Source organism: Ruegeria sp. BG11 (assembly GCF_056538565.1).
Genome location: NZ_JBQFTH010000013.1, coordinates 25409 through 51830 on the forward strand (window position 1 = coordinate 25409; position 26422 = coordinate 51830).

Annotated in this window: 35 protein-coding genes; 15 read left to right on the forward strand and 20 right to left on the reverse strand. The window is 60.2% G+C overall.

What is annotated here, in order from left to right:
• Positions 1-82 precede the first annotated feature (82 nt).
• Entirely contained in the window at positions 83-751 is a 669-nt protein-coding gene (trhA, locus tag ACR0JF_RS19135) for a PAQR family membrane homeostasis protein TrhA (protein WP_170662551.1), read from the forward strand.
• Between the two features lie 7 nt (positions 752-758).
• Here the strand turns inward: trhA and ACR0JF_RS19140 are convergent, their stop codons facing one another.
• From ACR0JF_RS19140 to era, 3 genes are all read right to left on the reverse strand, one after another.
• Positions 759-1082: a SemiSWEET transporter gene (locus tag ACR0JF_RS19140; protein WP_170662549.1), complete on the reverse strand. Its 324-nt coding sequence runs from the start codon at positions 1080-1082 to the stop codon at positions 759-761.
• 104 nt (positions 1083-1186) lie between these two features.
• Positions 1187-1516: a DUF1491 family protein gene (locus tag ACR0JF_RS19145; RefSeq protein ID WP_170662547.1), complete on the reverse strand. Its 330-nt coding sequence runs from the start codon at positions 1514-1516 to the stop codon at positions 1187-1189.
• The gene (era, locus tag ACR0JF_RS19150; RefSeq protein WP_170380441.1) at positions 1513-2421 is read right to left on the reverse strand and encodes a GTPase Era; all 909 of its coding nucleotides are present in this window, start codon (positions 2419-2421) and stop codon (positions 1513-1515) included. Before era ends, ACR0JF_RS19145 begins: the two co-directional genes overlap by 4 nt.
• A 157-nt stretch (positions 2422-2578) precedes the next feature.
• Here era and ACR0JF_RS19155 point away from each other — a divergent pair, with 157 nt between their 5' ends.
• Positions 2579-3955, forward strand: coding sequence for a multicopper oxidase family protein (locus ACR0JF_RS19155; RefSeq protein WP_170662545.1), 1377 nt, complete (start codon positions 2579-2581; stop codon positions 3953-3955).
• 128 nt (positions 3956-4083) lie between these two features.
• On the opposite strand, the gene rnc is transcribed toward ACR0JF_RS19155, so the two are convergent.
• The 9 genes from rnc to folK all read right to left on the reverse strand — a co-directional run bounded on the left by rnc (position 4084) and on the right by folK (position 11326).
• Positions 4084-4764: a ribonuclease III gene (gene rnc / locus ACR0JF_RS19160; protein ID WP_170662543.1), complete on the reverse strand. Its 681-nt coding sequence runs from the start codon at positions 4762-4764 to the stop codon at positions 4084-4086.
• Positions 4761-5600: a signal peptidase I gene (gene lepB, locus ACR0JF_RS19165; protein ID WP_170662541.1), complete on the reverse strand. Its 840-nt coding sequence runs from the start codon at positions 5598-5600 to the stop codon at positions 4761-4763. The genes rnc and lepB overlap by 4 nt, the downstream gene beginning before the upstream one ends.
• A 57-nt stretch (positions 5601-5657) precedes the next feature.
• A complete protein-coding gene (gene acpS / locus ACR0JF_RS19170) occupies positions 5658-6077 on the reverse strand; it encodes a holo-ACP synthase (protein ID WP_170662539.1) in 420 nt (139 codons plus the stop codon).
• Positions 6074-6697 carry a LysE family translocator gene (locus ACR0JF_RS19175; RefSeq protein WP_170662536.1) on the reverse strand — a complete coding sequence of 208 codons (624 nt, stop codon included), beginning with the start codon at positions 6695-6697 and terminating at the stop codon, positions 6074-6076. The genes acpS and ACR0JF_RS19175 overlap by 4 nt, the downstream gene beginning before the upstream one ends.
• Positions 6694-7440, reverse strand: coding sequence for a pyridoxine 5'-phosphate synthase (locus tag ACR0JF_RS19180; protein WP_170662534.1), 747 nt, complete (start codon positions 7438-7440; stop codon positions 6694-6696). The genes ACR0JF_RS19175 and ACR0JF_RS19180 overlap by 4 nt, the downstream gene beginning before the upstream one ends.
• Complete coding sequence (locus tag ACR0JF_RS19185) at positions 7433-8131, reverse strand: DUF2062 domain-containing protein (RefSeq protein ID WP_170662532.1); 699 nt, start codon at positions 8129-8131, stop codon at positions 7433-7435. The genes ACR0JF_RS19180 and ACR0JF_RS19185 overlap by 8 nt, the downstream gene beginning before the upstream one ends.
• Before the next feature lie 16 nt (positions 8132-8147).
• The gene (locus tag ACR0JF_RS19190; RefSeq protein WP_170662530.1) at positions 8148-10280 is read right to left on the reverse strand and encodes a RelA/SpoT family protein; all 2133 of its coding nucleotides are present in this window, start codon (positions 10278-10280) and stop codon (positions 8148-8150) included.
• 26 nt (positions 10281-10306) lie between these two features.
• Entirely contained in the window at positions 10307-10660 is a 354-nt protein-coding gene (gene rpoZ, locus ACR0JF_RS19195) for a DNA-directed RNA polymerase subunit omega (protein WP_170380450.1), read from the reverse strand.
• Positions 10661-10756: 96 nt separating this feature from the next.
• Complete coding sequence (gene folK, locus ACR0JF_RS19200) at positions 10757-11326, reverse strand: 2-amino-4-hydroxy-6-hydroxymethyldihydropteridine diphosphokinase (RefSeq protein WP_170662528.1); 570 nt, start codon at positions 11324-11326, stop codon at positions 10757-10759.
• Positions 11327-11464: 138 nt separating this feature from the next.
• On the opposite strand from folK, the gene ACR0JF_RS19205 reads away from it, so the two are divergent.
• The 7 genes from ACR0JF_RS19205 to ACR0JF_RS19235 all read left to right on the forward strand — a co-directional run bounded on the left by ACR0JF_RS19205 (position 11465) and on the right by ACR0JF_RS19235 (position 15935).
• Positions 11465-12040, forward strand: coding sequence for a LabA-like NYN domain-containing protein (locus ACR0JF_RS19205; protein ID WP_039541714.1), 576 nt, complete (start codon positions 11465-11467; stop codon positions 12038-12040).
• 187 nt (positions 12041-12227) lie between these two features.
• Positions 12228-13178: a 4-hydroxy-3-methylbut-2-enyl diphosphate reductase gene (gene ispH / locus ACR0JF_RS19210; protein WP_170662526.1), complete on the forward strand. Its 951-nt coding sequence runs from the start codon at positions 12228-12230 to the stop codon at positions 13176-13178.
• Positions 13175-13627 (forward strand): DUF3429 domain-containing protein, encoded by a 453-nt coding sequence (locus ACR0JF_RS19215; protein WP_170662524.1) that lies wholly within the window; start codon positions 13175-13177, stop codon positions 13625-13627. The genes ispH and ACR0JF_RS19215 overlap by 4 nt, the downstream gene beginning before the upstream one ends.
• Positions 13624-14217: a methyltransferase domain-containing protein gene (locus ACR0JF_RS19220; RefSeq protein WP_170662523.1), complete on the forward strand. Its 594-nt coding sequence runs from the start codon at positions 13624-13626 to the stop codon at positions 14215-14217. Before ACR0JF_RS19215 ends, ACR0JF_RS19220 begins: the two co-directional genes overlap by 4 nt.
• A complete protein-coding gene (gene rnhA, locus ACR0JF_RS19225) occupies positions 14210-14677 on the forward strand; it encodes a ribonuclease HI (protein ID WP_170380455.1) in 468 nt (155 codons plus the stop codon). The genes ACR0JF_RS19220 and rnhA overlap by 8 nt, the downstream gene beginning before the upstream one ends.
• The gene (locus ACR0JF_RS19230; protein WP_170662521.1) at positions 14674-15297 is read left to right on the forward strand and encodes a trimeric intracellular cation channel family protein; all 624 of its coding nucleotides are present in this window, start codon (positions 14674-14676) and stop codon (positions 15295-15297) included. The genes rnhA and ACR0JF_RS19230 overlap by 4 nt, the downstream gene beginning before the upstream one ends.
• 35 nt (positions 15298-15332) lie before the next feature.
• Entirely contained in the window at positions 15333-15935 is a 603-nt protein-coding gene (locus tag ACR0JF_RS19235) for an alpha/beta hydrolase (RefSeq protein WP_170662519.1), read from the forward strand.
• A gap of 2 nt (positions 15936-15937) precedes the next feature.
• Here the strand turns inward: ACR0JF_RS19235 and speB are convergent, their stop codons facing one another.
• From speB to def (ACR0JF_RS19265), 6 genes are read right to left on the reverse strand one after another with little or no spacing between them, the layout of a single operon-like run.
• Positions 15938-16759 (reverse strand): agmatinase, encoded by an 822-nt coding sequence (gene speB / locus ACR0JF_RS19240; protein ID WP_170662517.1) that lies wholly within the window; start codon positions 16757-16759, stop codon positions 15938-15940.
• Positions 16760-16818: 59 nt separating this feature from the next.
• On the reverse strand, positions 16819-17055 hold the full coding sequence (locus tag ACR0JF_RS19245; RefSeq protein WP_170662516.1) for a GlsB/YeaQ/YmgE family stress response membrane protein: 237 nt from the start codon (positions 17053-17055) through the stop codon (positions 16819-16821).
• Between the two features lies 1 nt (position 17056).
• Positions 17057-17293, reverse strand: a complete 237-nt coding sequence (locus tag ACR0JF_RS19250; RefSeq protein WP_170380460.1) for a hypothetical protein — start codon at positions 17291-17293, stop codon at positions 17057-17059.
• Between the two features lie 6 nt (positions 17294-17299).
• Positions 17300-18214 (reverse strand): methionyl-tRNA formyltransferase, encoded by a 915-nt coding sequence (fmt, locus tag ACR0JF_RS19255; RefSeq protein WP_170662514.1) that lies wholly within the window; start codon positions 18212-18214, stop codon positions 17300-17302.
• Positions 18215-18258: 44 nt separating this feature from the next.
• Entirely contained in the window at positions 18259-18753 is a 495-nt protein-coding gene (gene def / locus ACR0JF_RS19260) for a peptide deformylase (protein ID WP_170662512.1), read from the reverse strand.
• A complete protein-coding gene (gene def / locus ACR0JF_RS19265; RefSeq protein WP_170662510.1) occupies positions 18750-19268 on the reverse strand; it encodes a peptide deformylase in 519 nt (172 codons plus the stop codon). Before def (ACR0JF_RS19265) ends, def (ACR0JF_RS19260) begins: the two co-directional genes overlap by 4 nt.
• Positions 19269-19362: 94 nt before the next feature.
• On the opposite strand from def (ACR0JF_RS19265), the gene ACR0JF_RS19270 reads away from it, so the two are divergent.
• Positions 19363-20535 (forward strand): PatB family C-S lyase, encoded by a 1173-nt coding sequence (locus ACR0JF_RS19270; RefSeq protein WP_170662508.1) that lies wholly within the window; start codon positions 19363-19365, stop codon positions 20533-20535.
• A 3-nt stretch (positions 20536-20538) separates the two neighbouring features.
• Entirely contained in the window at positions 20539-21066 is a 528-nt protein-coding gene (locus ACR0JF_RS19275) for a L,D-transpeptidase family protein (RefSeq protein WP_170380465.1), read from the forward strand.
• A gap of 96 nt (positions 21067-21162) precedes the next feature.
• Here the strand turns inward: ACR0JF_RS19275 and ACR0JF_RS19280 are convergent, their stop codons facing one another.
• Positions 21163-21516: a hypothetical protein gene (locus ACR0JF_RS19280; RefSeq protein WP_170662506.1), complete on the reverse strand. Its 354-nt coding sequence runs from the start codon at positions 21514-21516 to the stop codon at positions 21163-21165.
• Positions 21517-21727: 211 nt separating this feature from the next.
• On the opposite strand from ACR0JF_RS19280, the gene ACR0JF_RS19285 reads away from it, so the two are divergent.
• The gene (locus ACR0JF_RS19285; RefSeq protein WP_170662504.1) at positions 21728-22717 is read left to right on the forward strand and encodes a glutathione S-transferase family protein; all 990 of its coding nucleotides are present in this window, start codon (positions 21728-21730) and stop codon (positions 22715-22717) included.
• Here ACR0JF_RS19285 and ACR0JF_RS19290 read toward each other — a convergent pair.
• Entirely contained in the window at positions 22699-23061 is a 363-nt protein-coding gene (locus ACR0JF_RS19290; protein WP_170556374.1) for a response regulator transcription factor, read from the reverse strand. The genes ACR0JF_RS19285 and ACR0JF_RS19290 overlap by 19 nt on opposite strands.
• A gap of 181 nt (positions 23062-23242) precedes the next feature.
• Between ACR0JF_RS19290 and cobD the strand changes: the two genes are divergently transcribed.
• The 3 genes from cobD to ACR0JF_RS19305 are packed head-to-tail and all read left to right on the forward strand — an operon-like array spanning position 23243 to position 26293.
• On the forward strand, positions 23243-24202 hold the full coding sequence (gene cobD, locus ACR0JF_RS19295) for a threonine-phosphate decarboxylase CobD (RefSeq protein WP_170662502.1): 960 nt from the start codon (positions 23243-23245) through the stop codon (positions 24200-24202).
• Positions 24199-25119, forward strand: a complete 921-nt coding sequence (gene cbiB, locus ACR0JF_RS19300; RefSeq protein ID WP_170662500.1) for an adenosylcobinamide-phosphate synthase CbiB — start codon at positions 24199-24201, stop codon at positions 25117-25119. Before cobD ends, cbiB begins: the two co-directional genes overlap by 4 nt.
• Before the next feature lie 10 nt (positions 25120-25129).
• Positions 25130-26293 carry a lytic murein transglycosylase gene (locus ACR0JF_RS19305; RefSeq protein WP_170662498.1) on the forward strand — a complete coding sequence of 388 codons (1164 nt, stop codon included), beginning with the start codon at positions 25130-25132 and terminating at the stop codon, positions 26291-26293.
• The last annotated feature ends 129 nt before the right edge of the window (positions 26294-26422 follow it).

Sequence of the window (26422 nt, forward strand, 5' to 3'; positions counted from 1 at the left end):
AGCGCCGCCAGCTGTGACACCCACACGATAAGTTCAGCCCGGCAGACTTGCCCAAAGGCGACAGCGGCCCTACCCTTTTACCATGCCATCTTTTGCACATATCCGGCCAGCCTACAGCCGGGCCGAGCGCATCAGTGACGGAGTTGTACATGTTCTGGGCCTGTTTCTAGCCCTCATCGCGGTTCCCATTCTGATTGTCATGACCATGCACTATCGCGCCGACCCGGACGCGGTCATGGGCGCGTCGATCTACGGAATGACGCTGATCCTGATGCTCAGCTTTTCTGCGCTCTACAATATGGTCGTCAGCGACCGATGGTCAGAAGTTCTGCGCAGGCTGGATCACTCGGGCATCTATGTGAAGATCGCAGGAACCTACACGCCTTTCCTGCTGCTGTCCGGAGCGCAAGCCCCGGGGCTGATGATCGGCCTTTGGTCCTCGGCGACGCTGGGGTCGGTGCTGAAAATGGTGGACCCGCACCGCTTTCGCTGGATCGGGCTGGTCTTGTATCTGGGCATGGGCTGGGCCGCCGTGTGGAGCGGGCATGCCTTGCTGGACGAGCTGCCGCCCTCGGTATTCGCCCTGATGATTGCCGGAGGGGTAGTCTACACCGCAGGCGTCATCTTCTACCTGTCCGACTGGATGCCCTATCACAATACGATTTGGCATGTTTTCGTTCTAGCAGGCAGTGTTCTGTTCTTCGCCGCCGTATCGCTGCGAGTGTCGCTGGAGCCGCTGGTGCTAGGCTAGAGCCCGCTCAGAACGTCAGGCCCGCGTGCATCAGGATACCAACCACCATCAACAGGTTGAGGATCATCGAAATCCCATTGCCCACGTAAATCGGCAGCTTCCCGACCACCAACCCATAAGCAAACCACAGGAAAGATAGCGCAGCGTAGAGGGACCAGGACAAAAGCGACTGGCCGGTGGCGTGTTGTGAATGGGTGAAAAACAGCTTGATCAGCTGCGGCAGCGTGGCAAAGGGGCCGACGACACCAATGAAGACCATGAAGCCTTCGAATCGCTGCATCCAATGACCCAGGTTCGATTTTTCAAGTTTCTCAGCGAGTGTTTCAGCCACGCCAACACCTGACCTTTTTGCGGTTTTCTCAACGATCAGCCTTTGCCGACCTGCCCTTAAAACTAGACGGTTTGGGCCGCCTGTCCAAGTCCCTGTGAGTGGAGCTATTCCAGCCCCTCTTCATCTAGTAAATGCCGCCCCTGCCGGTCTTCGACCTCAATCACCCAGAGATCAGGGTCAAAGCTGCGCTGGCGCTGGATGGCCTCGTCCACATCGCGTTCGGCGCCGCTGGAGAGTTCTACCCATTTGCGCGCGCCACTGATCAGGTCAAAGCTGCGTTGGAAGGCCACCGCGTGCCCATCAAGCGTGTTGAGCTTGACCAGAACCGCACCCGCCGTGTCATCGCCATGCGCCACCACGAAGGCCGGGATCTCCTGAAACCGCAGCCGCGCCAGATAGGCATGAACCCAGAAGTCTGCGGTCAGACGGGTCATGCGTTGCCGTCTTTGAAATCCAGACCCATTTCCGAGTAACGCTCGGATTCCTCCAACCAGTTGGGCCGGACTTTGACCTGCAGGAACAGGTGAATCTTGCGGTCGAGGAACTCTTCCAATTCCGCCCGCGCGGCCTGGCTGACCGCCTTGATCGTCTCGCCCTTTTTGCCCAGCACGATGCCTTTGTGGCCGTCGCGCATGACATAGATGATCTGATCAATCCGGGCCGAGCCGTCTTTGCGCTCTTCCCAGCTCTCGGTTTCGACGGTCAGCTGATAGGGCAGTTCCTGATGCAGGCGCAGGGTCAGCTTTTCGCGCGTCATCTCGGCGGCGATCATGCGAAGGGGCAGATCGGCGATCTGGTCTTCGGGATAAAGCCAAGGACCTTCAGGCAGCTCACCCGCCAGCCATTTACGCAGGTCGTCGACGCCGTGGCCTTTCTCGGCCGAGATCATGAAGGTCTCAGCAAAAGGGTAGCGAGCGTTCAAGTCGCTGGTCAGCGCCAACAGCTTCTCGGAGGGCACCTTGTCGATCTTGTTGATGGCCAGCGCGATGGTGCGGCCCTGTCCGATCTCTTCGAGACCTTCGAGGATCCGCTCGACCCCTTCGGTGATGCCGCGATGGGCCTCGATCATCAGGACAACCACATCCGCATCAGCCGCCCCACCCCACGCAGCGGCAACCATCGCACGGTCCAGACGGCGGCGGGGCTTAAAGAGGCCAGGCGTGTCCACAAAGACCAGCTGCGCGTCGCCCTCCATCGCCACGCCACGGATGCGGGCGCGGGTGGTCTGCACCTTATGCGTCACGATCGAGACCTTGGCCCCGACCATGCGGTTCAAAAGGGTGGATTTGCCTGCGTTTGGCTCTCCGATCAGGGCGATAAATCCGGCGCGTGTGGTCATGTGGTTGCGATCCTGTTTGCAAGTGCGCACCCCTATAGCAGAATGCCCGCGCAGGCCAGAGGGATTTGTCGCATTGCGGTCCGCGGAACGCAGTGAAACTGTAGCCAAACGCCACGCCGATGACAGCCAGGCGAGGATTTCATCAAAGAGGCAAATCATGAAACGTCGCGAGTTCCTTTTGGGCAGCAGCGCCGCCGCAGGAGCAATCGGGTTGGGAGGGTTCGGCCTGGCCTCGGCCGCGCCTGAATTGATCATCCAATCGGCCAGTTTTGCACTGCGCGATCAGGTGACGACCGGGATGGTCAGCCTGTCCTCTGATGCGCCGCCGCCGGTGCTGAAGGGTCGTCAGGGCGAGGCGATGCGCCTGCCGGTGCGCAACTCGACACTGGACTACACCGCGATGCATTGGCACGGGCTGCGTATTCCCAATGCGATGGACGGCGTGCCCTATCTGACCCAGATGCCAATGGGGCCGAATGAACTGTTCGACTATGAGTTCACGCCCCCCGATGCCGGAACCTATTGGTACCACCCCCATTGCATGACGATGGAGCAGATGGCCCATGGCCTGACCGGCATGATGGTTATTGCCGAGGCCGAAGATCCCGGATTTGACAGCGAACAGGTCGTCAATCTGCGTGATTTCCGGCTGGATGACGAGGACCAGTTCTTGCCCTCGTACACCCAGCGCGGCGCTGCGCGAGCCGGGACATTCGGCAATTTACAAACCGCAAACTGGCTGGATGCGCCTGTCTATGACCACGTCTCGGGCGGGTTGGTACGACTGCGGGTGGTGAACACGGATACGACCCGGATCTATCGGCTGCATCTTGAGGGCGCCGGGGCTCGGATCATCGCATGGGACGGGCATCCGGTTGATGTCGAGGTTCCCCTGCCTAGCGCCGAGGACCCTCTGCTGGTCGGACCGGGCCAACGGGTGGATTTCGCGGTGGCGATGCCCTCAGGCGAGGGACAGATGGTGGATCTGGTCGCAAAACTGCCGGGTCAGCCGCATCGCCTGATGGCGCGTCTTCGGGCCGTAGGCGCGGATGTTGCGCGGGACTTGCGGGAGTTGAAACCACTGCCCCCAAACCCGGTAGTACGGCCTGATTTGGCCAAGGCTGAGCTACATGAGTTCGTCTTTGGCTGGACGCCCGAGGGGGGAGAGCCGAATAACGGGTTCTGTGGCTCTCTGGGATATAATTTCTGGTCAATCAACCGGACCCCTTGGGAAGGCGATGCCGCCAAGGGCATTGGCCCTCTGGCCGTTTTGGAGATGGGCAAAAGCTATGTTCTGCGGCTGCGAAACGAATCGCCGAACCTGCACCCGATCCATTTGCATGGGCTTGTGTTCACACCGTTGAAGTCGAACCTACGCAAGCTGCCGCCCTTGCTGACCGATACAATGCTACTGCTGAAGGATGAGGTGGTCGAGATCGCTCTGGTCGCGGACAATCCCGGCGACTGGGCCTTTCATTGCCATGTGATTGAGCATCAGAAAACCGGTCTGACCGGGTATATCCGCGTGGTCTAGGGATTGGATTGGCTGCGCCAATCCAACTGGGAGGGGGCCAGCCCCCTCGTCCGGATTTCATCCGGCCTCACCCCCGGGATATTTTTAGCCAGATGAAGAGCGGATCGGGTTTTGGAAGATGAACGGGGCTATTTTGGCAGCGCGTCCAGAAGGGCCTTTGCCGCCGCCTGTTCGGCCTGACGTTTTGATCCGGCGGTAGCCTGTGCCTCGGCCCCGTCCTGCAGGCGGGCGGCGATGGTGAAAACCGGGGCGTGGTCGGGGCCGCTGCGTTTGACCTCGATATAACTAGGCGGTTTCTGGCCGCGGGCCTGTGCCCATTCCTGGAGCGCGGTTTTGGCGTCGCGGGCGTCGGATTCGACTGTATGGATGCGATCGCCCCAGAGGGCGAGGATGACATCGCGAGCGGCTTCGAACCCGGCGTCGCGGTAGACGGCGGCAATCACTGCCTCCATGGCGTCGCCCAGAAGCGCCTGTTTGCGGCGCCCCCCGGACAGCATCTCGGACCGGCCGAGTTTGAGCACGGCGCCCAGATCAATCTGGCGGGCGACGTCGGCGCAGGCTTCTTTACGCACTAGCGCGTTAAAACGAGGGGCCAGTTGGCCTTCGGAGGCTTTCTTGTCCGCCTCCAGCAAGGCGGTCGCCATAACGAGACCCAGAACGCGGTCACCCAGGAACTCGAGCCGTTGGTTATCGGGCCGGGTAGCGGACGAAACTGAACCGTGGGTCAGTGCCCGCACCAACAACTCGGGGTTCGAGAATTCGTACCCCAAGCGGTGTTGAAATGCCTTTATATCGGCCGATACCTTCAATTGACCGCCTTGAAGAAGCGGTCGCTGCGCCATGTCCAGAAGAACAGCATAGACCGGCCAGCCGACGAGAACATGATCCGGTCTGCGCGACCGATCAGGTTTTCGTAAGGAACATAGCCTACCCCACCAGCAGATTGCGGCAGACGGCTGTCGGCAGAGTTATCGCGGTTGTCGCCCATGAAGAAATAGTGGCCTTCGGGCACCGTGTAGATGCCGGTATTGTCGGACCCTTGATTGCCGATACTTAGCACGTCATAGGACACACCATTTGGCAGGGTTTCGACAAAGCGCTCTTTCTCACAGACGCCACCGATACCGACCGGACCGTTGGAGCAGCGCGGACGCAGGCGTTGCGGGCCTTGAGGAGCAGCCACTTCGGTGAACACGCCATCTGCTTGTTGCGGGACGGGCGTGCCGTTCAGAATGATCTGCCCCTGACGGACCTGAACGCGGTCGCCCGGCAGACCGATGAGGCGCTTGATGTAGTCACGCCCCGTCACAGGATGGCGGAAGACGATCACATCGCCGCGTTCGGGCTCTCCGCCCCAGATGCGGGTATTGTCGTCACCCGTAAGCCAGCCGCAGATATCCTCGGCGTCAATATTCAGACCGACGCTGGGGATGATCAGGCTGGGGCAGGAGGCGTAGGAGTAGCCGTAGGCCATCTTGTTGACGAACAGGAAATCGCCGATCAGCAGGGTCTGCTTCATCGAGCCGGAGGGAATCCAGAAGGGCTGGAAGAACAGGGTGCGGAAAACGCCTGCGATCAACAGGGCGTAGACGATGGTTTTGATCGTCTCCCAGATGGGATTTCCGGTTTTGACGTCCTCGGCCATACTGCTCTTTCGCTCCTTGGTGTGTTGGGTGCTACATGCGGGCCATGCGGGGGCAAGTCAAGGCTGCGTACCGGGTTCTTGCAGCGGGCGCGCCTCGATCACCACAAAGGCCTGCGCCCAGGGGTGGTCATCGGTCAGGGTGACGTGGATGATCGCCTCATGACCATCCGGAGTCATCTGGCGCAGCCGGTCGGCGGCCCAGCCGGTTACATGCATCACGGGCTGGCCCGTGTGCAGGTTGCTGACCGCCATGTCCTTCCAGGCGATGCCCATGCGCAGACCGGTGCCGAGCGCCTTGGAACAGGCCTCTTTCGCGGCCCAGCGTTTGGCATAGGTGCCTGCGGTATCGTGGCGACGTTCGGCCTTCCGCTGCTCGGTCTCGCTGAAAACGCGATTGCGGAAGCGGTCGCCGAAACGGTCGAGCGTGCGCTGGATACGCTCAATATTCGCGAGGTCTGTGCCAACGCCGAGGATCACGACAACCGCACCGTCAAAATCTTATAGCTGGCGACGCCGAAGAACCCCGCAAAGGCAAAATCGAACCAGCGGCGAGCGCGCCGGTAGGCGCTAACCATACGCACCGAGGAAAACAGGAAGGCGTAACCGATGAAGATCAGCAACGATCCTGCATAGAGTAGGCAGAAATACCCCAACAAGATCAATAGGCTGGCGTCATTTGGGGCCACGATCGCATAGATTGATCCCCAACTAAGGATGGCTTTGGGGTTCGTCAGGTGAATGGCTGCACCTTTCGCAAAGATCGTACGTAGCGACCCGGTGACTGGCTTGCCCAACGGCACCTCACCGGCGGTCATAGCGCGGCGTAGGGCCTTGAGGGCCAGCCAGCCCAGATAGGCGACACCAAAGTAACGGATCACCTCGAAGACCCAGACATTGGCCAGCATGATCGCCGACAAGCCCAGCGCGGCGGCGATCCCCCAAGCCGCAGAGCCTGCGCATATGCCAAGTGCAAAGACCAGCCCTGCGCGGCGACCCTCAGTCATGGCGGTACCGGCAATGCCCATGGTGGCCGGACCGGGTGAGCCACCGGCCATCAGCCAGGCAAACCAGATCGCTACGAAAGCAGGCGTGATCACGCCCGCGCCTCATCCATCAGGCGGCGCATTTCCTGAATGGCGGGGGTGAGGCCTAGAAAGATCGACTCGCCGATCAGGAAGTGGCCGATGTTCAACTCACGCACCTCGGGGAAGGCCGCTACAGGTTTCACCGTCTCATAGGTCAACCCATGGCCCGCATGGACTTCGAGGCCCAGCGAATGAGCAAACGTCGACATTCGGCGCAGGCTTTCCAGCTCACGCTCGGCGTCTTCCATGCGGCCTTCGGCGAAGGCGTCGCAATAGGCGCCTGTGTGTAGCTCGATCACCTCGGCGCCGATGCGGTGGGCAGCCTCGATCTGGCGTTGGTCAGCGGCGATGAAGATCGACACACGACAGCCGACATCGCGCAAGGGGGCGATGAAATGGGCCAGTTTGTTTTCCTCGCGCGCGACTTCCAGCCCGCCTTCGGTGGTGCGTTCTTCGCGCTTCTCCGGCACGATACAGACCGCGTGAGGTTTGTGCCGCAAGGCGATCTTCTGCATCTCTTCGGTGGCCGCCATCTCAAAGTTCAGCGGGACCGAGAGGACGTCCATCAGCCCATCGATATCCGCGTCCGAGATATGGCGACGGTCTTCGCGCAGATGCGCCGTGATGCCATCGGCCCCGGCCTCTTCGGCCAGCTTGGCGGCGCGCAGCGGGTCGGGGTAAGCCCCACCGCGTGCGTTACGCACAGTGGCGACGTGGTCGATATTCACACCAAGACGCAGATAAGTGTCAGACATCGCGCGATTCCTTTTTCACGGTTTGAGCTGAAGCTAGTGCCTTTTCCACCGAAGTGTCAGCCTCGGTTTCGGCCAGACGTTTGATTTCTTCGAATTTGGCTTTGATCCGCGCGCGGCGGCGCTGTTGATAGGTGCGGATCAGCGGCAGGCTGAGATAAAAGCAGACTACCCCCGCCAGTAAACCGGGAAGAATGCCGCCGATCATATAGGGGTAGAACACTTCGCGGTAGAATAAGCCCAAACCGTGCCAATCCGCCACGCGGTCGGTAAACATGGCGAGGAAGTTGTTCTTCAGATCGCCCATCGCATCCGCGAATTTCCCCATCAGGCCGCGGGTTTCGCTTTTTTCGAATTCGGTTCCCAGAAGGAAATGCCCTGTCTGCAAGCAGATGACGCCAATCGGAACATAGGTCAGCGGATTGCCGAAGAACGTGCCGCTGAGGGCGGCCACGATATTGCCGTTGAGCAGGCGCGCGCCGATGGCAGCGACCAGAAAATGCAGGCCATAGAAGGGTGTAAACGCTGCAAACACCCCTGCCCCGATACCGCGTGCGATCCGCTCGGGCGAGTCCGGCAAGCGGCGAACGCGATGTTTGACATAGTGAAAGGCGCGGGTCCATCCGCCACGTGGATAGACAAACTCAGATGCGGCCTGAATGGGAGAGCGTCGATCTCGGCGCTTGAAAACCACTCCTGATCACCTCATCTCAACCAGCCGGCAGGGCGGCATTTTCACGCTCTCGGTACCGTTCGACAGCGGCCACATCACTTTCTGCCTCGAGCATCAGCATCAGCGAATGCAATTGTTCAAGGTCTCTCAGTTCGACATTGATCAGCAGTCGGTAAAAATCCGGTTTGCGGTCGACGAACTCAAGGTTTGAGATATTGGCCTTTTTCTCGCCGATCAATGTGCAAATACGTCCCAGTACGCCCGCATCGTTGCCGATGGTGAGGTCAAGTGTCGCGCCATAGACCGCCGGGTGGGTGCCGGAATGCCAGTGAAGATCGACCCAACGCTCGGGTTCATTCTCGTATGCGCCCAGGCGGTTGCAGTCGATGGCGTGAACCTCGACGCCCTTGCCCCGATGCGTGATGCCGACAATCCGCTCGCCCGGCAGGGGCTGACAGCAGGGGGCGCGGTCGAATTTCTGACCTGGCTCAAGACCGATCACGGCGCGCCGCAGCGGGATCGCATCGCCGTCATCCTGTGTCAGTTCCGGATAAACGGCGCTGACCACGTCATGGGCTGTCAGTTCGGCACTGCCCAAACGCGCGAGCAACTCATGCCGGTCTTTCAGACGCAGGTGTTTGGCGGCTGTATCCAGCGCTTTATCTGTGGATTTGCGGCCGACATGTTCGAACCCGGAACGCGCAAGCTCTTTGCCAAGCTTGATGAACCGTTCGCGGTCAACCTCGCGCAGGGCGCGGCGGATCGCGGTGCGGGCCTTACCGGTGACAGCGATCTCAAGCCAAGTGACCTGAGGGGTCTGGCCATCAGCGGTGATGATGTCGACCGACTGCCCGTTCTTCAGCCGGGTCCAGAGCGGCACGCGGATCGCATCGACTTTTGCTCCGACACAGGCGTGGCCGATACGGGTGTGGATGGCGTAGGCAAAATCAATCGGCGTCGCCCCGCGCGGTAGTTTCACGACATCGCCTTTCGGCGTGAAGCAGAACACCTGGTCCGAGTACATCTCAAGCTTGACGGCTTCGAGGAAGTCTTCGTGATCTTCCTCATTGTCGAATTGCTCGGTCAGGTTCGAGATCCACTTGGCCGGGTCGACCGCAAACGGGTTCTCGGTCCGGACACCGTCGCGATATGACCAATGCGCGGCCACACCGGTTTCTGCCACATCATGCATCTGACGAGTACGGATCTGAACTTCGACCCGTTTGCCGTCACGACCCGAAACAGTGGTGTGGATCGAGCGGTAGCCGTTCGATTTCGGCTGAGAAATATAGTCCTTAAACCTGCCGGGCACCGCGCGCCAGCGCTGGTGAATCGCACCGAGGGTGCGGTAGCAGTCTTCCTCGGTTTCGGTGATGATCCGGAACCCGTAGATATCGGACAGGCGCGAGAAGCCCTGATCCTTTTCCTGCATCTTGCGCCAGATCGAATAGGGTTTCTTGGCACGACCAAAAACTTCGGCCTCTATGCCCGCTTTTTCCAGCTCATGGCGCATATCGCCGGTGATCCGGTGAATCACGTCTCCGGTTTCGCGCTGCAGGGTGATGAAGCGGCGGATGATCGACTGACGTCCCTCGGGGTTCAGCACACGGAAGGCGAGGTCTTCGAGTTCCTCGCGCATCCACTGCATCCCCATCCGACCCGCAAGCGGCGCGTAGATATCCATCGTCTCGCGTGCTTTGACGATCTGCTTTTCGGGGCGCATCGCCTTGATGGTGCGCATGTTGTGCAGCCGGTCGGCCAGCTTGACCAAGATCACCCGCAGGTCCTTGGACATGGCCATGAACAGCTTGCGGAAATTCTCAGCCTGTTTGGTTTCGCGGCTTGAGAGTTGCAGGTTGGTCAGTTTGGTGACGCCGTCGACCAGTTTGGCGACTTCATCCCCGAACAACTCTGCTACTTTGCCATAGCTGGCTTTGGTGTCTTCGATCGTGTCGTGCAAAAGCGCCGTGATAATGGTCGCATCATCCAAACGCTGTTCGGTCAGGATGGCGGCAACGGCAACGGGATGGGTAAAATAGGGCTCGCCGGAATGACGGAACTGCCCTTCATGCATCTGATGGCCGAATTCATAGGCCTTGGCGATGCGTTCAGCGTTTGTCTTTGGGTTATAATTGCGGACCAGCGCAATCAGGTCGTCAGCAGAAATCATCCGGTCCGCACCTTCGTTTTGAGGGCTTACCCCTGCCCTTGAGCCTCCATCAGAGCGCGCAGGAGTTTTTCTTCCGACATGTCATCTTCGGCAGGCTTGTCCGATTCGGCACCCATCAGCAGAGCCATCTGATCTTCTTCCGGCTCATCAACCTCGATCTGGGTCTGGTTGGCCTCGATCAGACGCTCGCGCAGCTCGTCTGCGCTCTGGGTTTCGTCCGCGATTTCACGCAGCGAGACAACAGGGTTTTTGTCGTTGTCACGGTCCACAGTGATCGGTCCACCGGCGGAAATCTCACGCGCACGATGGGCGGCAAGCATCACCAGTTCAAACCGGTTGGGAACCTTGTCTACGCAGTCTTCAACCGTCACGCGGGCCATGGAACGCTACTCCGTTGCTGAGTCCATATCAGGAAGCGTTGTATCTAAGACCGATTGAACGCCTTGACAAGCAGGAAATAGCGCAAATCCACCAATCTACAAAGGTGTGACCGCGGCGATGTCTTCCGCTGGCAGCGCCTCGAGCATCTGCTGGACGGTCTGACCCAGAACCGGATGGTTCCAGTCCGGGGCCACGTCGGCCATGGGCACAAGCACAAACGCCCGGTCCTGCAGGCGGGGATGCGGCAAAATCAGCTGCTCTGGCGCCTTTTGACGCTGCGCATCCGCTGGCAGGGTCAGCCAGCGATCGAAGGTGGCAGGATCGGGCAGTAACTGATCCTCGTAGGTCACTAGATCCAGGTCCAACGTCCGCATTCCCCAGCGCTGAACCCGTTCACGACCGAACTCATGTTCAACATCGTGCAGGACCTCCAACAGCTGCGTCGGTGGAAGGTCAGTCTCGATCAAAAGGGCTGCATTGACGTAGTCGGGGCCCGCACCCGGAGGGAAACAGGGGGTTGCAAAAAACCGGCTTTCGGCGCGAATCACCGCACCACGGTCCGCAAGCGCTATTATTGCGTTGCGAAGTGTCACCTTGGGCCCTAGTCCGCTCAGATTGAGATTTGCGCCCATCGCAACAACTGCATTTGACGTGGTTTTGCCCATTAATACCCCCATATTCGGCCAAATGCATACTTGCGATGCGCATTAAAAGCCCTAATTATAGGCCCATCAGCACGCTTAATTTTACACCACTCACTCTTAAACGCGCAGCGGGCTGGATTATACCGGAAGGACCTATTTATGTTTTATAAAGACGAACGGCTAGCGCTGTTCATCGACGGCTCGAATCTTTATGCCGCCGCAAAAGCACTTGGCTTCGACATCGACTACAAGCTTCTGCGGCAGGAATTCATGCGCCGCGGTAAGCTTCTGCGTGCTTTCTACTACACAGCGCTGCTGGAGAATGACGAGTACTCTCCGATCCGACCACTGGTTGACTGGCTGCACTACAATGGCTTCACCATGGTGACCAAACCGGCCAAGGAATACACCGACAGCATGGGGCGTCGGAAGGTCAAGGGTAACATGGATATCGAACTCACCGTCGATGCTATGGAACTGGCGCCACGCGTTGATCACATTGTGCTGTTCTCGGGCGATGGGGATTTCCGCCCGCTAATTGCCAGCCTGCAACGTCAGGGCGTACGTGTTTCGGTCGTGTCGACGATCCGCAGCCAGCCGCCGATGATCTCGGACGAGCTGCGCCGCCAGGCCGACAACTTCATCGAACTGGAAGACCTGCGCGACGTGATCGGCCGCCCGCCTAGGGAAATGCCGACCGAACCACGTAGTGTTGCTGCCGCCGGCGGGCACTAGCCCACGGCGTCACAATTGGGGATGAGATTAGCGCGGTCAGGGTATGAAACCCTGGCCGCGCTTCTTTAACTAAGGTTTGGTACTGAAACACCCAACGGCTATCAGTGATTCATGTCAGATCAATGACGCCGCCCTGTCTGGACCAAGGCCGTGAAAAGACCTACCTGTGGCGCAAGGAGACAGCGACATGACCAAGCCGCCATTGACTTTGTACCTGGCCGCACCGCGCGGGTTCTGCGCGGGCGTAGACCGTGCCATCAAGATCGTCGAGATGGCGCTGCAGAAATGGGGCGCGCCGGTCTATGTCCGGCACGAGATCGTCCACAACAAATTCGTGGTCGACGGGCTGCGCGCCAAAGGGGCCGTGTTTGTCGAGGAACTTGATGAATGCCCTGATGATCGCCCGGTGATCTTCTCAGCTCATGGGGTCCCCAAATCCGTACCTGCCACCGCTGCCCGGCGTGATATGATCTATGTCGATGCCACCTGCCCTTTGGTCTCGAAAGTCCATGTCGAGGCGCAGCGCCATTCGGACAATGGCCTGCAGATGATCATGATCGGCCACAAAGGCCACCCCGAGACCATCGGTACCATGGGACAGCTGCCCGAAGGCGAGGTGTTACTGGTCGAAACCGTCGAAGATGTCGCCACGGTTCGGGTTCGCGACCCGGATCAGCTGGCCTTTGTCACCCAGACCACCCTGTCGGTCGATGACACCAAAGATATCATCGCGGCGCTTGAAGAGCGGTTCCCCAAGATCGTCGGCCCGCATAAGGAAGACATCTGCTACGCCACAACCAACCGGCAAGAGGCCGTGAAAGCCGTAGCGCCGAAAGCGGATGCGCTGCTGGTGGTGGGCGCTCCGAACTCGTCCAACTCACGGCGATTGGTCGAGGTCGCCTCGCGCGCTGGATGCAACTATGCGCAATTGGTGCAACGTGCCTCCGATATTGACTGGCGCGCGCTTGAGGGAATTTCGAGCATTGCCATCACCGCTGGGGCCTCAGCCCCTGAGGTACTGGTAAATGAGGTCATCGACGCGTTCAGCGATCACTACGACGTAACCGTCGACCTCGTGGAAATCGCCGTCGAAAACGTAGAATTCAAAGTCCCCCGCGTGTTGAGGCAACCGGCATGAACGGCGTCCCCAAATCCGCGCTCTATCTGGGGTTGGCGGGGCTGATCCCGTTCATTTGGGGGGCGCTGACTTATCTGAACTCGGATCTGCACGATCTGGGCATGCGCGAGCTGGGCTCTCGTTTCGTAGGGCCTTACATCCAGCTGTTCTATGGCTCGGTTATCCTGAGTTTCATGTCCGGTGTCTTGTGGGGCTTTGCCACCAAGACCTCGGGCACCAAGGCGACTGTGGGCTATACTCTATCGGTCCTTCCCGCCCTTTGGGCCTTCTTCATGACAGGCGGCGGGCCAATCAGCGCCGGCACCAATCTGATGATCGGCTTTGCCGGGCTTTTGGTTCTAGACGCCCTGTTTTGGTATTGGGGCCTCGCGCCGCGCTGGTGGATGCGATTGCGTATCCTGCTGACAGCCATCGTCCTGCTGTGCCTTGCAGTCGGAGTGTATCTATGAGCGATCGTGAGACGATCTCAGTCTATGACGAACAGGCCGCGCGCTATGCCGATCTGACTGATGAAGCGAACACCGAGGACCCACAACTGACCCGTTTCATTCAGGCGGTACCAACGGGCGGAAAGGTGTTGGATCTGGGCTGCGGTCCCGGTGCCTCATCAGTGATCATGGCGAAGTCGGGGCTACAGGTTGAGGCCATGGATGCCTCGGCCGAGATGGTCCGGCTGGCCTCGGCCCACCCTGGCGTTTCCGCCCGCCAGGCGGCGTTCTCCGACTTAAACGACGAGGATGTCTATGACGGAATCTGGGCCAATTTCAGCCTTCTGCACGCCAAGCGCGCGGATTTCCCAAACCATTTGGCCGCCATTCACCGGGCGTTGAAACCCAAGGGCGTCTTCTATATCGCCATGAAGCTGGGACAGGGTGAAGGGCCGGATCGTTTGGGGCGCTTCTACAGCTATTATTCCGAGGAAGACTTGAAAACCTATCTTCAAAAGGCGGGCTTTACCGTCACCGCACGACGACTTGGCAGCGGAACCGGGCTGGATGGCTCGGTCTCGGACTGGATCGGGCTTGCCGCCCATGCCTGAGCTTTTTGCCTATACCGATGGGGCCTGTTCCGGCAATCCCGGTCCCGGTGGCTGGGGCGTGTTGCTGCGCGCGATGCAGGGGGACTCGGTCCTGAAAGAACGGGAACTCAAGGGCGGTGAGGCCGAGACCACCAACAATCGCATGGAGCTGCTGGCCGCCATCAGCGCACTAGAGGCGCTGGAGCGCGCGTCCAAAATCACCGTTGTGACCGACAGCGCCTATGTGAAAAACGGCGTAACGGGATGGATTTTCGGGTGGAAGCGGAACGGTTGGAAAACCTCTAATAAGAAACCCGTTAAGAATGTCGACCTGTGGCAGCGGTTGGACGAGGCGCAGGGTCGTCATGACGTGACATGGGAATGGGTCAAGGGCCATGCGGGCCATCCCGAAAACGAAAAAGCGGATGAACTGGCCCGTGCGGGCATGGCCCCCTTCAAACCCGCAAAGGCGCAGGAGTGAGCGCGCTTGCCCTGCTGGACTATGCCTCGGTTCTGGTCTTCGCGCTGACTGGGGCACTGGTGGCCAGCCGGGCGCAGCTTGATCTGGTGGGCTTTGCGTTCATCGCCTGCCTGACTGCGGTCGGAGGCGGCACCGTGCGCGACCTGCTGCTGGATCGCCATCCCGTCTTCTGGGTCGGCCAGCCGGACTACATCCTGATCGCTGTCGGGGCCGCTGTTCTGGTGTTCTTCACCGCGCATCTGGTCGAAAGCCGCTATAGCTGGCTGATCTGGCTGGACAGTTTCGCTTTATCCATTGCCGTTGCTGCGGGAACCGGAGCAGCACTTTCGCTAGATCAATCCGGCACCATCGTGGTGCTGATGGGCGTCACCACCGGATGTCTGGGCGGGTTGATGCGCGATGTGGTCTGCAATGAGGTCCCCCTGGTGCTGAAACAGGGTGAGCTTTACGTCTCTTGCGCGTTTGCCGGTGCCTTGACGGCAGTGGTCGCAACACGCCTTGGGCTCGAGGGCCTGCCTGCGCTGGCGCTATGTGCCGCGATCTGCTGGGCCTTGCGCGCCGGATCGCTTATCTTCGGTTGGAGGCTTCCTGTCTACAAAGCCCGACCGCCACGCCAGTAGGGCGTGTACCGCCTAAACAAACCGAAGGCCCGCTTGTGAAACCTGCCCTGTCTTTACTCGCCGCCAGTGCGATTTGCCTTGCCGCTTGCGCGGAACCCTACAGTCCAACGCAATTCGTGGCCCAGGGCGATCAGATCGTTGTCACCGGAGCCATCGATCACACCACCCTTGGTGCCTTTCGAGTGGTGGCCGCCGACAACCCGCAGATCAAAACGCTTGTCCTGCAAAACATCGAAGGATCGGTGGATGACGATGCCAACGTGATCTTCTCGCGCGAGGTACGCAACCGTGGCTTTGACACTGTCGTGCCGTCCGACGGCATGGTCGCCTCGGGTGGGACAGACCTTTTTTTGGCGGGCAACAGGCGCACCTTGCAGCCGGGCGCCTGCGTCGGCATTCATAGCTGGGGCGGAGGGGGCATCATTGCCACCGAACTGCCCGAGGACGACCCCGAACACGACCGGTATCTGGACTATTATGACGATATCGGCGTGTCCGAGGATTTCTATTGGTACACACTAGAAGTCGCCTCGGAGGACGAAATGCACTGGATGACAGCCGCCGAGGCCAACAGCTACGACATGGCCACCACGCGCGTGGCGCGGCTGGGGTCAACTGCGACCTGCGACACGCGCTGAACTCAGCGCGACAGCAGCCGCGCGCCGATCTCTTTGACGAATTTCGCAGCCACCATCGCGGTCATACCGTAAGGGTCGCGATGCGGGTTCAGCTCGACAATATCCGCGCCGATCAGCTGCCCTTCGAAGCGATGGATCAGGTCGATCACCTCGCGCGTGCTGAGCCCGCCGGGTTCGTGATGTGACACACCCGGCGCAAAGGCCGGGTCCAGCGCGTCGAGGTCCAGAGACAGGTAGACCGGTCCGTCAAAGCTGATCTCCAGATCGGGACGCCAATTGCGCATGTCGATCACTTCGACCCCGAATTTGTCCGCCTGCTCCTGTTGGTGCTTGTTCATGGTGCGGATGCCGACCTGCACCAGACGTTTGACCTTGCCGGTCTCCATCACCCGCGCGAAAGGGCAGCCATGACCCAGAGGCCCGATATCCTGTGTGTCATACAGGTCGGGATGCGAGTCGATATGCAGGATGTTCAGCCCCTCATACCGCTCGGCATGGGCCTTGATCAGCGGGAACGCGACCGAGTGATCACCGCCCAGAGACAACAGCCGCGCACCGGTTTCGATCCGTGCGGCAGCACCGGCCTCGATCCGGTCGATCGGCTCTTGCCCGCGCATTTCGAACACATCCAAATCACCGGTATCCTTGAACCGATCCGTGGCCCCCAAATCGGTGCCATCCTCGGCCGTCAAGTTGGCCGCACCGGAATGCAACGCCTCGCGAATGCGACCGGGCGCGAAGGCCGGACCCTGCAGAAATGAGGAATGCAAGTCCAGTGGAACGCCCATCAGGGCAACATCACCAGCGTTCAGATCATAAGACATGGGTCACCTGCTTTAAAACTCGGCTTGATCTGGCGGCGACCCAAGGGAAAGGTCAAGCCTTAACGGCGCTTTAAGCTCTGCCAGATCCAGATCACCAGCAACGCGCCCAGCACGGCCCCTACAAAACCGGACAACCAGCCGGAAACGGTGATCAGCAGACGCAACATGAACCCACCGACCAGAGCGCCAACGATACCGATCAGCATGGTGGTGGGGATGTCAGCCTCGATCCGCATCAGTCGGGTGGCGAGGAACCCTGCGGCGGCTCCGATCACGATCAGGGCGACGACAGGCATGTCATCGCCTCCAATGGGTCGGCACGATGATCAGCGCACCGATTGAGGATAGAACCGCGTCCAACCCAGGCGGGCCAAAGCTGATGCCAAACATGATGCGGACGAAGTAGAACAGGAACGCTCCGCCGACGCAGATGATGATGGATTGAAGATAACCGTTATGAGTGAATTCCGTCTTCTCAGACAGATAGCCGACAATCCCGGCAATCACGACGGTGCCCATCAGGACCATGAACATCTGTCTCTACTCCGAAGTCAGGCGGGTGCCGACCGGTATGGGCCAACCCCGCAGAAAACTTTCCCTATCCTGCGCGCCTTTGCCTGCCCGTTGCAAGCGCAACAGTTCAACCGCGCCCTGCCCGCAGGCGACATGCAATTCGGGTGTCAGGACCTTTCCCGGAGCGCCCTGCCCCTCGGCCACGCGCGAGGCAAGCAGCTTGAGGCGCGCGCCCTCCATCTCGGTCCACGCGCCGGGAAAGGGCGACAGGCCCCGGATCTGGCGGTCGACCTCAACTGCGGGACGGGTCCAGTCGATCCGCGCCTCGGATTTGTCGATCTTTGAGGCGTAGGTAACGCCCTCTTCGGGTTGAGGCTGGGGGGTGAGATCAGGCAGCTGAGTCAGCGCGTCAGTGATCAACGCAGCCCCGATAGTTGAGAGCCGGTCGTGTAGCTGCGCGGTGGTCTCCTCGGCCTCGATCGGCGTGGCTTCACGCATCAGAACGGGGCCGGTGTCCAAACCCGCCTCCATCTGCATGATGCAGATGCCGGTTTCCGCGTCGCCAGACATGATCGCCCGATGGATCGGCGCGGCCCCGCGCCAGCGCGGCAAAAGGCTCGCATGGATGTTCAGACAACCCTGTGCGGGCGCATCCAGAATGGCTTGCGGCAGAAGCAGGCCATAGGCCACAACCACCGCCACATCCGCGTTTAATGCAGCGAACGCGTCCTGTTCCTCAGGCGATTTCAACGAGACCGGGTGGCGGACCTCTAGCCCCAACGCCTCGGCCCGCGCATGGACAGGCGTCGGGCGGTCTTTCTTGCCCCGGCCAGCGGGGCGCGGTGGCTGGCAATAGACGGCGGCGATCTCATGCCCCACATCGACCAGAGCGTCCAATACCGGGACCGAAAAATCGGGCGTGCCCATGAAAATTAGTCGCATCTTCCGCTCCGGTACGGTTTCCGGGTGCCGGTCTGAAGCCCGACCTACCCCTGTTTCTTGGCTTTGCGCAGCAGCATGTCGCGTTTGACCTTGCTGAGGCGGTCGAAATACATCCGGCCGTTCAGATGGTCGATCTGGTGCTGCACGCTGGTGGCCTCGATCCCCACGAAATCGCGGCGGTCAATGATGCCCTGTTCGTTCAGGAATTTGACCGTCACGGCCCGAGGGCGCTTTACCTTGGCCGATACGCCGGGCAGGTTCGGGCTGGCCTCATCATGTTCGCGCAACTCGATCGAGCTATGCAGGATTTCCGGGTTCGCCAGCCGTACCACCCGGCCCCGCTCGGCCGAGCCATCAACGACCGCCAAACGCAGCATCACCCCGATCTGAGGCGCGGCCAAGCCTACACCAGGCATCGCCTCCATCGTGTCGATCATATCGTCCCAGATGGCGCGGATCTCATCGGTGATCTCAGGCACATCCTCGGCCTTAGTCCGCAAGCGTTTGTCCGGCCATGGCAGGCAGGCTCGGACGGTCATGTGCGGGCCTTCTCGCGCTTGAGCTTTTGCATCTTGCGCGTGATCATCTGCCGTTTCAGAGGCTTGAGGTAGTCGATGAAAAGCTTGCCATCCAAGTGGTCGATCTCATGCTGCACGCAGGTGGCCCAGAGCCCATCAAAACTTTCCTGCTGCGCGTTGCCGTTCTGGTCCATCCAGGTCACGTCGACGGTTTTAGGCCGCGTGACCTCGGCATATTGATCCGGGATCGACAGGCAGCCTTCCTCGTAGACATTGGTCTCATCCGACGAGGCGATGATCTCGGGGTTGAACATGACCAGCGGACGGGGGGCCTCGCCTTCTTCCTTGATGCAATCGAGAACGATCAGGCGATCCAGCACTCCGATCTGCGGCGCGGCCAGACCAATGCCGGGCGCATCATACATGGTCTCAAGCATGTCATCGGCCAGCTTGCGCAGATCATCTGTCAGATCGGCAACCGGGGCGCAGACCTTTTTCAGGCGAGGATCGGGATGGATCAGAATAGTGCGTTTCATGAGGCTGATTTAGGGCATCCCGCCCGTCGCCGCAACGCCCCCCTTGCACCCGCCCGATTTGTAGTTAGCTTTCGCCTCGACAGATGGAGCAGACATGACTTTCAATACCCCAACCGACCGCCGCGGCACCCACAGTTCAAAATGGGACAAGATGGAGCAACTCTACGGCGTATCCCCCGATGATGGGCTGGCGATGTGGACGGCCGATTCCGACTATCAAACCGCGCCTTGCGTGATTGATGCGGTGCGCCGTTCAGCTGAACATGGGGTCTTTGGCTATTCGTGGAAACATCCTGAATATCTGGCTTCGGTTCAGTGGTGGATGCAAACCCGCCATGACTGGCAAATCGACACCGATTGGGTGCTGACCTCGCAGGGTTTGGGCAATGCAATCGCCCTCTGTCTGGATGTCTGGAGCGAACCGGGCGATGGCGCTGTGATCTTCACGCCCGTTTACCATGAGTTTGCCCATAAAGTGAACAAATCCGGACGCCGCGTGGTCGAATGCCCGCTGGTGCGCGAGGGCGACAGCTACGCGATTGATCTGGACGACGCGCAATCGCGCTTGGACGGGTCGGAAAAGCTGCTGCTGTGGTGTTCGCCGCAAAACCCGTCGGGCCGGGTATGGACGACTGAGGAGCTGCGCTCGGTGGCTGAATTCGCCGGGCGCAACGGGCTGATTCTGGTCTCGGATGAGATCCATCATGATCTGGTTTACCCCGGGGCGAAGTTCGTCCCGATGGATGTCGCAGCACCTGAGGCACGGCCTTGGACCGTGACACTTACGGCAGCGTCGAAGACCTTCAATATTGCGGGACAGCGCACCGGCAACATGATTATCCCCGACCCTAAGCTGCGTGCAGCGATGCGCTACCGGCTGGATACGCTGGACTATGAACCAAGCGCCCTGGGCGTGGCCATGATCACCGCCGCCTACACGCCCGAAGGGGCGGAATGGGTGGATGCTCAGGTCGCGCATCTGGATGGAAACCGCCAGTTGTTTGACGCCACGATCGCCGAGATTCCGGGCCTTTGGTCGATGCCCCTACAGGCAACCTATCTGGCCTGGGTCGATTTCTCAGGCACTGGGATGAGCCATGATGAGTTTGTTCGACGTCTGCGTCAGGACGCGCGGATCGCGACCTCATCAGGCCCCGGATTTGGCGCGGGCGGCGAGACTTTCGAACGCTTCAACCTTGCCACCCAACACGCCCGCGTCGAAGAGGCCTGCGCGCGGCTGAAACAGGCGTTCGGGGATCTGCAGTAGCGGATGCGCCTGCTGGCCCGGATCACGCTGGTCTTTCTGATCGCGGCCCTTGGCTGGATCGGTTGGCAGAGATACGGGCCGCGCCCTCCCGCGCCTGCCATGGCGCCTGACGCTGCGCAGATCGACCACATTCTGATCGAAAAATCTGCCCGTCGCCTGACCGCAACGTTGGACGGCGCCATCGTACTGCAGAGCGAGATCGCACTGGGCTTCGCGCCGGAAGGAGATAAGGAGCAGGAAGGCGACGGTAAGACGCCTGTTGGAGTTTTCACCATCGACCGCCGCAATCCGAACAGTGCGTTCCACCTTTCACTTGGGATCGACTACCCTCAACCCGATGACATCGCCCGCGCCCAGCAACAGGGCATAGACCCCGGCGGAGATATCTTCATTCACGGGCAACCAAATGGCGTTGTCGGCCTCACCCTGCCCGGAGACTGGACGCTGGGCTGCATCGCTTTGTCCAATGACGAGATGGCCCAGCTTTGGAGCCTGACTCCGACCGGAACGACCGTTGAAATTCGACCCTAGGTCGCTTTGCGTTTGGTTTGAATCGAAACACGCGGACATTCCCGACGGTCGCACACGCATTTCGATGGTCTAGCCTCAGGCAAAATGCAAAACGCTTTAGTCCTCGTACCCCAGCAGGGCAATGGGAGCATCCGGTGCGCGGTAGAAATCCAGCGGCGCCTTGTCGGAAGCCGCCGTGTTGCGCTTGAACTCATAACGCATTTCGCCTGCCTCTTCCTCATCCGCGACGATCAGGCATTGATACAAATGGTTCGCACCGTCATGGATATCGACCAGCCCACGCAGACGCGGCGTGGTTTCGGCCTCGACTGTAAAGCCATTCCTCCACAATCTAAGAATTTTGAAGTAATTGTCGCCCATTTCCACCCGCAAACGGCTGGTCTTTTTCAAACTGGCGATTCGCGCGGCCTCCAACTCAGCGCTCATTTCCTTGGAAACATAGGTACTCATCAAATTTCCCCCTTCGATATCTCTTATTGTGAGGGCAAAACTGTAAAAATCCAGTGAAGCAGACCACATAACATCACGGCGCACGCAAATGTTGCGCTCACATCTCAGGCTGGTGATGTGCGCAGGTGCAGGCTGCATGCGCGCCGGCTGTCGTAGGAAGGCCGGGTTCTGCGCCCTATCTTTGCCGAAACGCAGATACGGAGGACGCGATATGGGCCTGTTGGTCGACGGAACCTGGCATGACACCTGGTATGACACCAAATCCACCGGCGGCGCGTTCAAGCGCAGCGCCGCTCAGTTTCGCAATTGGCTGACGGCTGATGGCAGCGCTGGCGCGTCCGGCAAAGGTGGCTTCAAGGCCGAACCGGGGCGCTATCACCTCTATGTCAGTCACGCCTGTCCTTGGGCCCATCGGACACTGATCTTTCGGGAACTCAAGGGGCTGACCGATCTGATCTCAGTCTCGGTGCTGCATCCAGACATGTTGGACAAGGGCTGGAGTTTTGAAGCCGATGATCACGGCGCGACCGGAGATGAGCTTTACGGCCTGGACTATGCCCATCAGATCTACACCAAGGCCGACCCCACCTATTCCGGCCGGGTTACGGTACCGATCCTGTGGGACAAACAGCAGGAGACGATTGTCTCGAACGAAAGCTCTGAAATCATCCGCATGTTCAACTCGGCCTTCAACGAGATCACGGGCAACCGCGATGACTACTGGCCCGAGGCAATGCGGGATGAGATCGAAGAGGTCAACGCGCGGATCTACTCAGACGTCAATAATGGTGTCTACAAATCCGGTTTTGCCACCTCACAGCAGGCCTATGACGCGGCCATCCATCCCCTGTTCGACACGTTGGACTGGCTCGAGGACCGCCTGGCCCGGAACCGCTACCTGATGGGCGACCGCGTGACCGAGGCCGATTGGCGGCTGTTCACCACTCTGATCCGGTTCGATCCGGTCTATCACCTGCACTTCAAGTGCAACAAACACCGGCTGATCGACTACCCCAACCTCTGGGCCTATACACGTGAGCTATATCAATGGCCGGGCGTCGCGCAGACCGTGAACATGAACCATATCGTGCGGCACTATCACTACAGTCACGACAGCATCAATCCGCACCGGATCATTCCGGTGAACCCGACGCTTGACTATCTTGAACCGCATGGACGGGATCAGCGCCCCGCTGCGTAGTGCTCAACCATCGCCGCCAGATCCTCGGGCGGAGTGCCGCTTTGCACATAGGCGCAGGCATTGGGACTGTGGGCAAAGATCGACCCGTCCGAGAAGAAGGTGGTGTTGGTGACAAAAATCACCCGCGCCTCGGGGCGACGGTAGCTGGCGAAATCGGCCACGGCCAGCGCGCTGCCGGTTTCCAGGACCAGATCCAGCACGATAATCTCGAACTCCGAGCCATAGAGCGCCAGTATCGCGGCCTCTTGCCCGGCCACAAGCGTCACCTCGGCACCTTGTCGTTCAAGATGCCTCTTCCAGACCCGACCCAGATCGGGGTTACTCTCAACAATCAAAACTTTCATACTACAACCTCGGCACTTGGTGTGGTGAGTGGTGCCGACCCCCAAGTCCCGTGATCACGTCATTTCCTTAACAAAGTGTTAACTCTGCCTGCTAGCGGGTCTGATCACGCGGATTTGCTTGTCAAAACGGCGAAAATCCGCTTGAAGCGGAGCGAATACGTCATTTGGGACATGCGGTGGGATGAACGATAGCGAATTGAATCCTCGTGCGAAACGCGACCATGGTGGCGGTCTGGATGGGGCCATCGCGCAATATGGCGGCGCGCGCAGCGATTGGATCGACCTGTCCACCGGCATCAACCCGCATCCCTACCCGATCGCAGGGCTGCACCCCTCGGATTGGACCGAACTGCCCGATCATGGGGCGTTCGAGCGGCTCAGAATAGCCGCCCGCCAATTCTGGAATGTCCCGGCGCAGGCGGCAATCCTGCCCGCGCCCGGAGCTTCGGCTCTAATCGCGCGCATTCCCGCACTGGCGGCGCAAGGCCGGGTGCTGATCACGATGCCCACCTATAACGAACACGCCGCCGCCTTTCGGGCTCAAGGCTGGTCGGTGCAGGAAACCGGCCCTGCTGATGCGCGCGTAATCGTACACCCGAACAACCCGGATGGCCGGGTGTGGCGAGCCAACGACGCCACCGCGCCTTTGACCATCATTGACGAAAGCTTTTGCGACGTGATGCCCGGTGCCTCGTTGATCCATCTGGCCGGACAGCCCGGCGTGATCGTTCTGAAAAGCTTTGGTAAGTTCTGGGGGTTGGCCGGGATGCGGCTGGGCTTTGCCATCGGTGCATCGGACCTGATTGCCAGACTGAACGACCTGACCGGCCCTTGGGCTGTCTCGGGTCCTGCTTTGCGGGTCGGAACACAAGCTCTGCAGGACACGGATTGGGCCAACGAGACCCGCATGCGTCTGAAAGCCGAGACCACCCGGCTGGACGCCATGGTTATTGATAAACGCGCGCGGCTGGTCGGAGGCACAAGCCTGTTCCGCCTCTACGAAGTCGAGGATGCGGCCCTCTGGCAAGACCGTTTGGCGCAGGCACATATCTGGAGCCGCATCTTCCCCTATTCGCAAAGCTATCTGCGCCTTGGCCTCCCTCCTGCACACGGGTGGGATCGGCTGGAGGCCGCGCTGTGAGCATACCCTTTCTGTTGGTCTGCGCGATGTGTCTGGACGCGGCGTTGGGCGAGCCGGACTGGCTCTGGTCCCGCATCCGGCACCCTGCGGTGGTGATCGGCAATGCCATTGGATGGCTGGACAAGCGGCTGAACCACGGCACAGCGCGGCGTGCCAAGGGCGTTTGCACACTGCTCCTACTGGTCATTGCGGCCTATGGTGTCGGCTGGGTGCTGGCGCAGCTTGGCGGAGTTGTTGAGATTCTGGTCTGTGCGATCCTGTTGGCGCAGAAGTCGCTTGTGACCCATGTCCGCGCCGTCGGCGAAGGGCTACACGCCTCGCTTGCTGACGGGCGGGCGCAGGTGGCCATGATCGTCTCACGCGACACAAGCGACATGACCGAGGAACAGGTCGCCCGGTCCGCGATCGAAAGCGCGGCAGAGAACCTCAGCGACGGCGCTATCGCGCCCGCTTTCTGGTTTCTGGTGGCGGGCCTGCCAGGGTTGCTGGTCTACAAGGCCGTGAATACCGCTGACAGCATGATCGGCTACCGCACCGAGAAACACCGCGACTTTGGATGGGCCTCGGCCCGGTTCGACGACCTGCTGAACCTGATCCCTGCGCGCCTGACCTGCTTGATGATCGTGGCGCTGTCAGGTCAATGGGCGCGTTGGAGGGATATCCTGCAGGATGCCCGTCGCCATATCTCGCCCAATGCAGGCTGGCCTGAGGCCGCCATGGCCCGCGCGCTGGACGTCGCACTGGCCGGGCCGCGCAGCTATGACGGACAGTTGCGCGACCTGGCCTGGGTCAATGGCGATGCGCGCCGTCAGATCGGCGCGGAAGAGGTTTTCCGCGCATGCGACATGCTCTGGCGTGTCTGGGGGCTTGCGCTTGGCCTCGTCTCAGTGTGGGTTGGGATCAACGTGATCTTCTAAAGGACGCCCCATGCGCTTTCTGTCCGGCCTTTTCGCCGCCGCCCTAATGACCTCACCTGCTTTCGCGCAATGTGGCGGAGGGTTCAATTCGTTCGTCAAAGGGCTGAAGGCCGAGGCCGTTCAGCAAGGGTTCGACAAGCCGACTGTCGACGCCTTCTTCAAGGGCGTCCAGCAGGACAACGCCGTTCTGAGAGCTGACCGTGCGCAGGGCGTGTTCCAGAAACCCTTCATCGACTTTTCGCGCCGTCTGATCTCGCAGAACCGGATCGACCGGGGCAAGGCCATGTCGCAGAAATACGACGCGGTCTTCGACCGGATCGAGCGCGAATATGGTATCTCACGCGGGGTCCTGCTGGCCTTCTGGGCGTTCGAAACCGACTACGGCGCGTTTCAGGGCGATTTCAACACCCGCAATGCTCTGGTCACGCTGGCCCACGACTGCCGCCGCCCCGAGCTGTTCCGCCCCCAGATCTTCGCTGCCATTGAGCTGTACAGTCAGGGAAATTTCGACCCCGCCCGCACTACTGGCGCCTGGGCCGGAGAAATCGGCATGGTTCAGATGCTGCCCCACGACATACTGGAAAACGGCGTGGATGGGGATGGGGACGGCAAGGTCTCGCTGAAAACCTCGGCCCCGGATGCGCTGATGTCGGGGGGTAAGATGCTATCCCATCTGGGTTGGCAACCGGGCCAACCCTGGCTGCAAGAGGTCACGGTGCCCGCGCAAATGGATTGGTCTCTGTCTGGGCCGGGCAAACCGCGTTCCGTCTCTGACTGGCAAGCGATGGGTGTTCAGGCCCGCAGCGGCTCGTTGGCCAACCTGCCTGCCTCGCTGATCCTGCCGCAGGGGCACAAAGGGCCGGCTTTTCTGGCCTATCCGAATTTCGACGTCTATTTCGAATGGAACCAAAGCTTTACCTACGTCCTCACAGCCGCCTATTTCGGAACAAGGCTAGAGGGCGCACAGATCTACGACGCGGGCAATCCCGCAGCAGGCCTGAACGGCGCACAAATGAAGCAATTACAGAGCAAACTGCAAGCACGTGGCTATGACGTAGGCAAGATTGACGGCATTCTGGGGGCGGGCACTCGGGCCGCAGTACAGGCAGAGCAGGCGCGTTTGGGCCTGCCTGCGGACGCCTGGCCTACGGCTGACCTACTGAACAGACTTTAGCACGATCGCACCCTGTCGGCTGACCAGAACGTCAGCCGGGGCGCGTGATGGGCCGTTTTCCACCGGTCCGATTTTGTCCCAAAGCCTGTTCGGGGTATGATTTCCTTATCCATTGCGAAGGAGTTCATT

Bases quoted from the DNA above. Each gene is read 5' to 3' on its own strand.
- trhA (WP_170662551.1), top strand. From the start codon at position 83: ATGCCATCTTTTGCACATATCCGGCCAGCCTACAGCCGGGCCGAGCGC.
- lepB (WP_170662541.1), bottom strand. From the start codon at position 5,600: ATGGCCGAGGACGTCAAAACCGGAAATCCCATCTGGGAGACGATCAAA.
- ACR0JF_RS19215 (WP_170662524.1), top strand. From the start codon at position 13,175: ATGAACGGCGTCCCCAAATCCGCGCTCTATCTGGGGTTGGCGGGGCTG.
- def (WP_170662512.1), bottom strand. From the start codon at position 18,753: ATGACCGTCCGAGCCTGCCTGCCATGGCCGGACAAACGCTTGCGGACT.
- def (WP_170662510.1), bottom strand. From the start codon at position 19,268: ATGAAACGCACTATTCTGATCCATCCCGATCCTCGCCTGAAAAAGGTC.
- ACR0JF_RS19205 (WP_039541714.1), top strand. From the start codon at position 11,465: ATGTTTTATAAAGACGAACGGCTAGCGCTGTTCATCGACGGCTCGAAT.
- ACR0JF_RS19270 (WP_170662508.1), top strand. From the start codon at position 19,363: ATGACTTTCAATACCCCAACCGACCGCCGCGGCACCCACAGTTCAAAA.
- era (WP_170380441.1), bottom strand. From the start codon at position 2,421: ATGACCACACGCGCCGGATTTATCGCCCTGATCGGAGAGCCAAACGCA.
- cobD (WP_170662502.1), top strand. From the start codon at position 23,243: ATGAACGATAGCGAATTGAATCCTCGTGCGAAACGCGACCATGGTGGC.
- ispH (WP_170662526.1), top strand. From the start codon at position 12,228: ATGACCAAGCCGCCATTGACTTTGTACCTGGCCGCACCGCGCGGGTTC.
- ACR0JF_RS19190 (WP_170662530.1), bottom strand. From the start codon at position 10,280: ATGATTTCTGCTGACGACCTGATTGCGCTGGTCCGCAATTATAACCCA.
- rnhA (WP_170380455.1), top strand. From the start codon at position 14,210: ATGCCTGAGCTTTTTGCCTATACCGATGGGGCCTGTTCCGGCAATCCC.
- speB (WP_170662517.1), bottom strand. From the start codon at position 16,759: ATGTCTTATGATCTGAACGCTGGTGATGTTGCCCTGATGGGCGTTCCA.
- ACR0JF_RS19245 (WP_170662516.1), bottom strand. From the start codon at position 17,055: ATGCCTGTCGTCGCCCTGATCGTGATCGGAGCCGCCGCAGGGTTCCTC.
- ACR0JF_RS19285 (WP_170662504.1), top strand. From the start codon at position 21,728: ATGGGCCTGTTGGTCGACGGAACCTGGCATGACACCTGGTATGACACC.
- ACR0JF_RS19250 (WP_170380460.1), bottom strand. From the start codon at position 17,293: ATGTTCATGGTCCTGATGGGCACCGTCGTGATTGCCGGGATTGTCGGC.
- ACR0JF_RS19290 (WP_170556374.1), bottom strand. From the start codon at position 23,061: ATGAAAGTTTTGATTGTTGAGAGTAACCCCGATCTGGGTCGGGTCTGG.
- folK (WP_170662528.1), bottom strand. From the start codon at position 11,326: ATGGGCAAAACCACGTCAAATGCAGTTGTTGCGATGGGCGCAAATCTC.
- ACR0JF_RS19280 (WP_170662506.1), bottom strand. From the start codon at position 21,516: ATGAGTACCTATGTTTCCAAGGAAATGAGCGCTGAGTTGGAGGCCGCG.
- ACR0JF_RS19145 (WP_170662547.1), bottom strand. From the start codon at position 1,516: ATGACCCGTCTGACCGCAGACTTCTGGGTTCATGCCTATCTGGCGCGG.
- rpoZ (WP_170380450.1), bottom strand. From the start codon at position 10,660: ATGGCCCGCGTGACGGTTGAAGACTGCGTAGACAAGGTTCCCAACCGG.
- ACR0JF_RS19305 (WP_170662498.1), top strand. From the start codon at position 25,130: ATGCGCTTTCTGTCCGGCCTTTTCGCCGCCGCCCTAATGACCTCACCT.
- ACR0JF_RS19275 (WP_170380465.1), top strand. From the start codon at position 20,539: ATGCGCCTGCTGGCCCGGATCACGCTGGTCTTTCTGATCGCGGCCCTT.
- ACR0JF_RS19155 (WP_170662545.1), top strand. From the start codon at position 2,579: ATGAAACGTCGCGAGTTCCTTTTGGGCAGCAGCGCCGCCGCAGGAGCA.
- ACR0JF_RS19220 (WP_170662523.1), top strand. From the start codon at position 13,624: ATGAGCGATCGTGAGACGATCTCAGTCTATGACGAACAGGCCGCGCGC.
- fmt (WP_170662514.1), bottom strand. From the start codon at position 18,214: ATGCGACTAATTTTCATGGGCACGCCCGATTTTTCGGTCCCGGTATTG.
- ACR0JF_RS19180 (WP_170662534.1), bottom strand. From the start codon at position 7,440: ATGTCTGACACTTATCTGCGTCTTGGTGTGAATATCGACCACGTCGCC.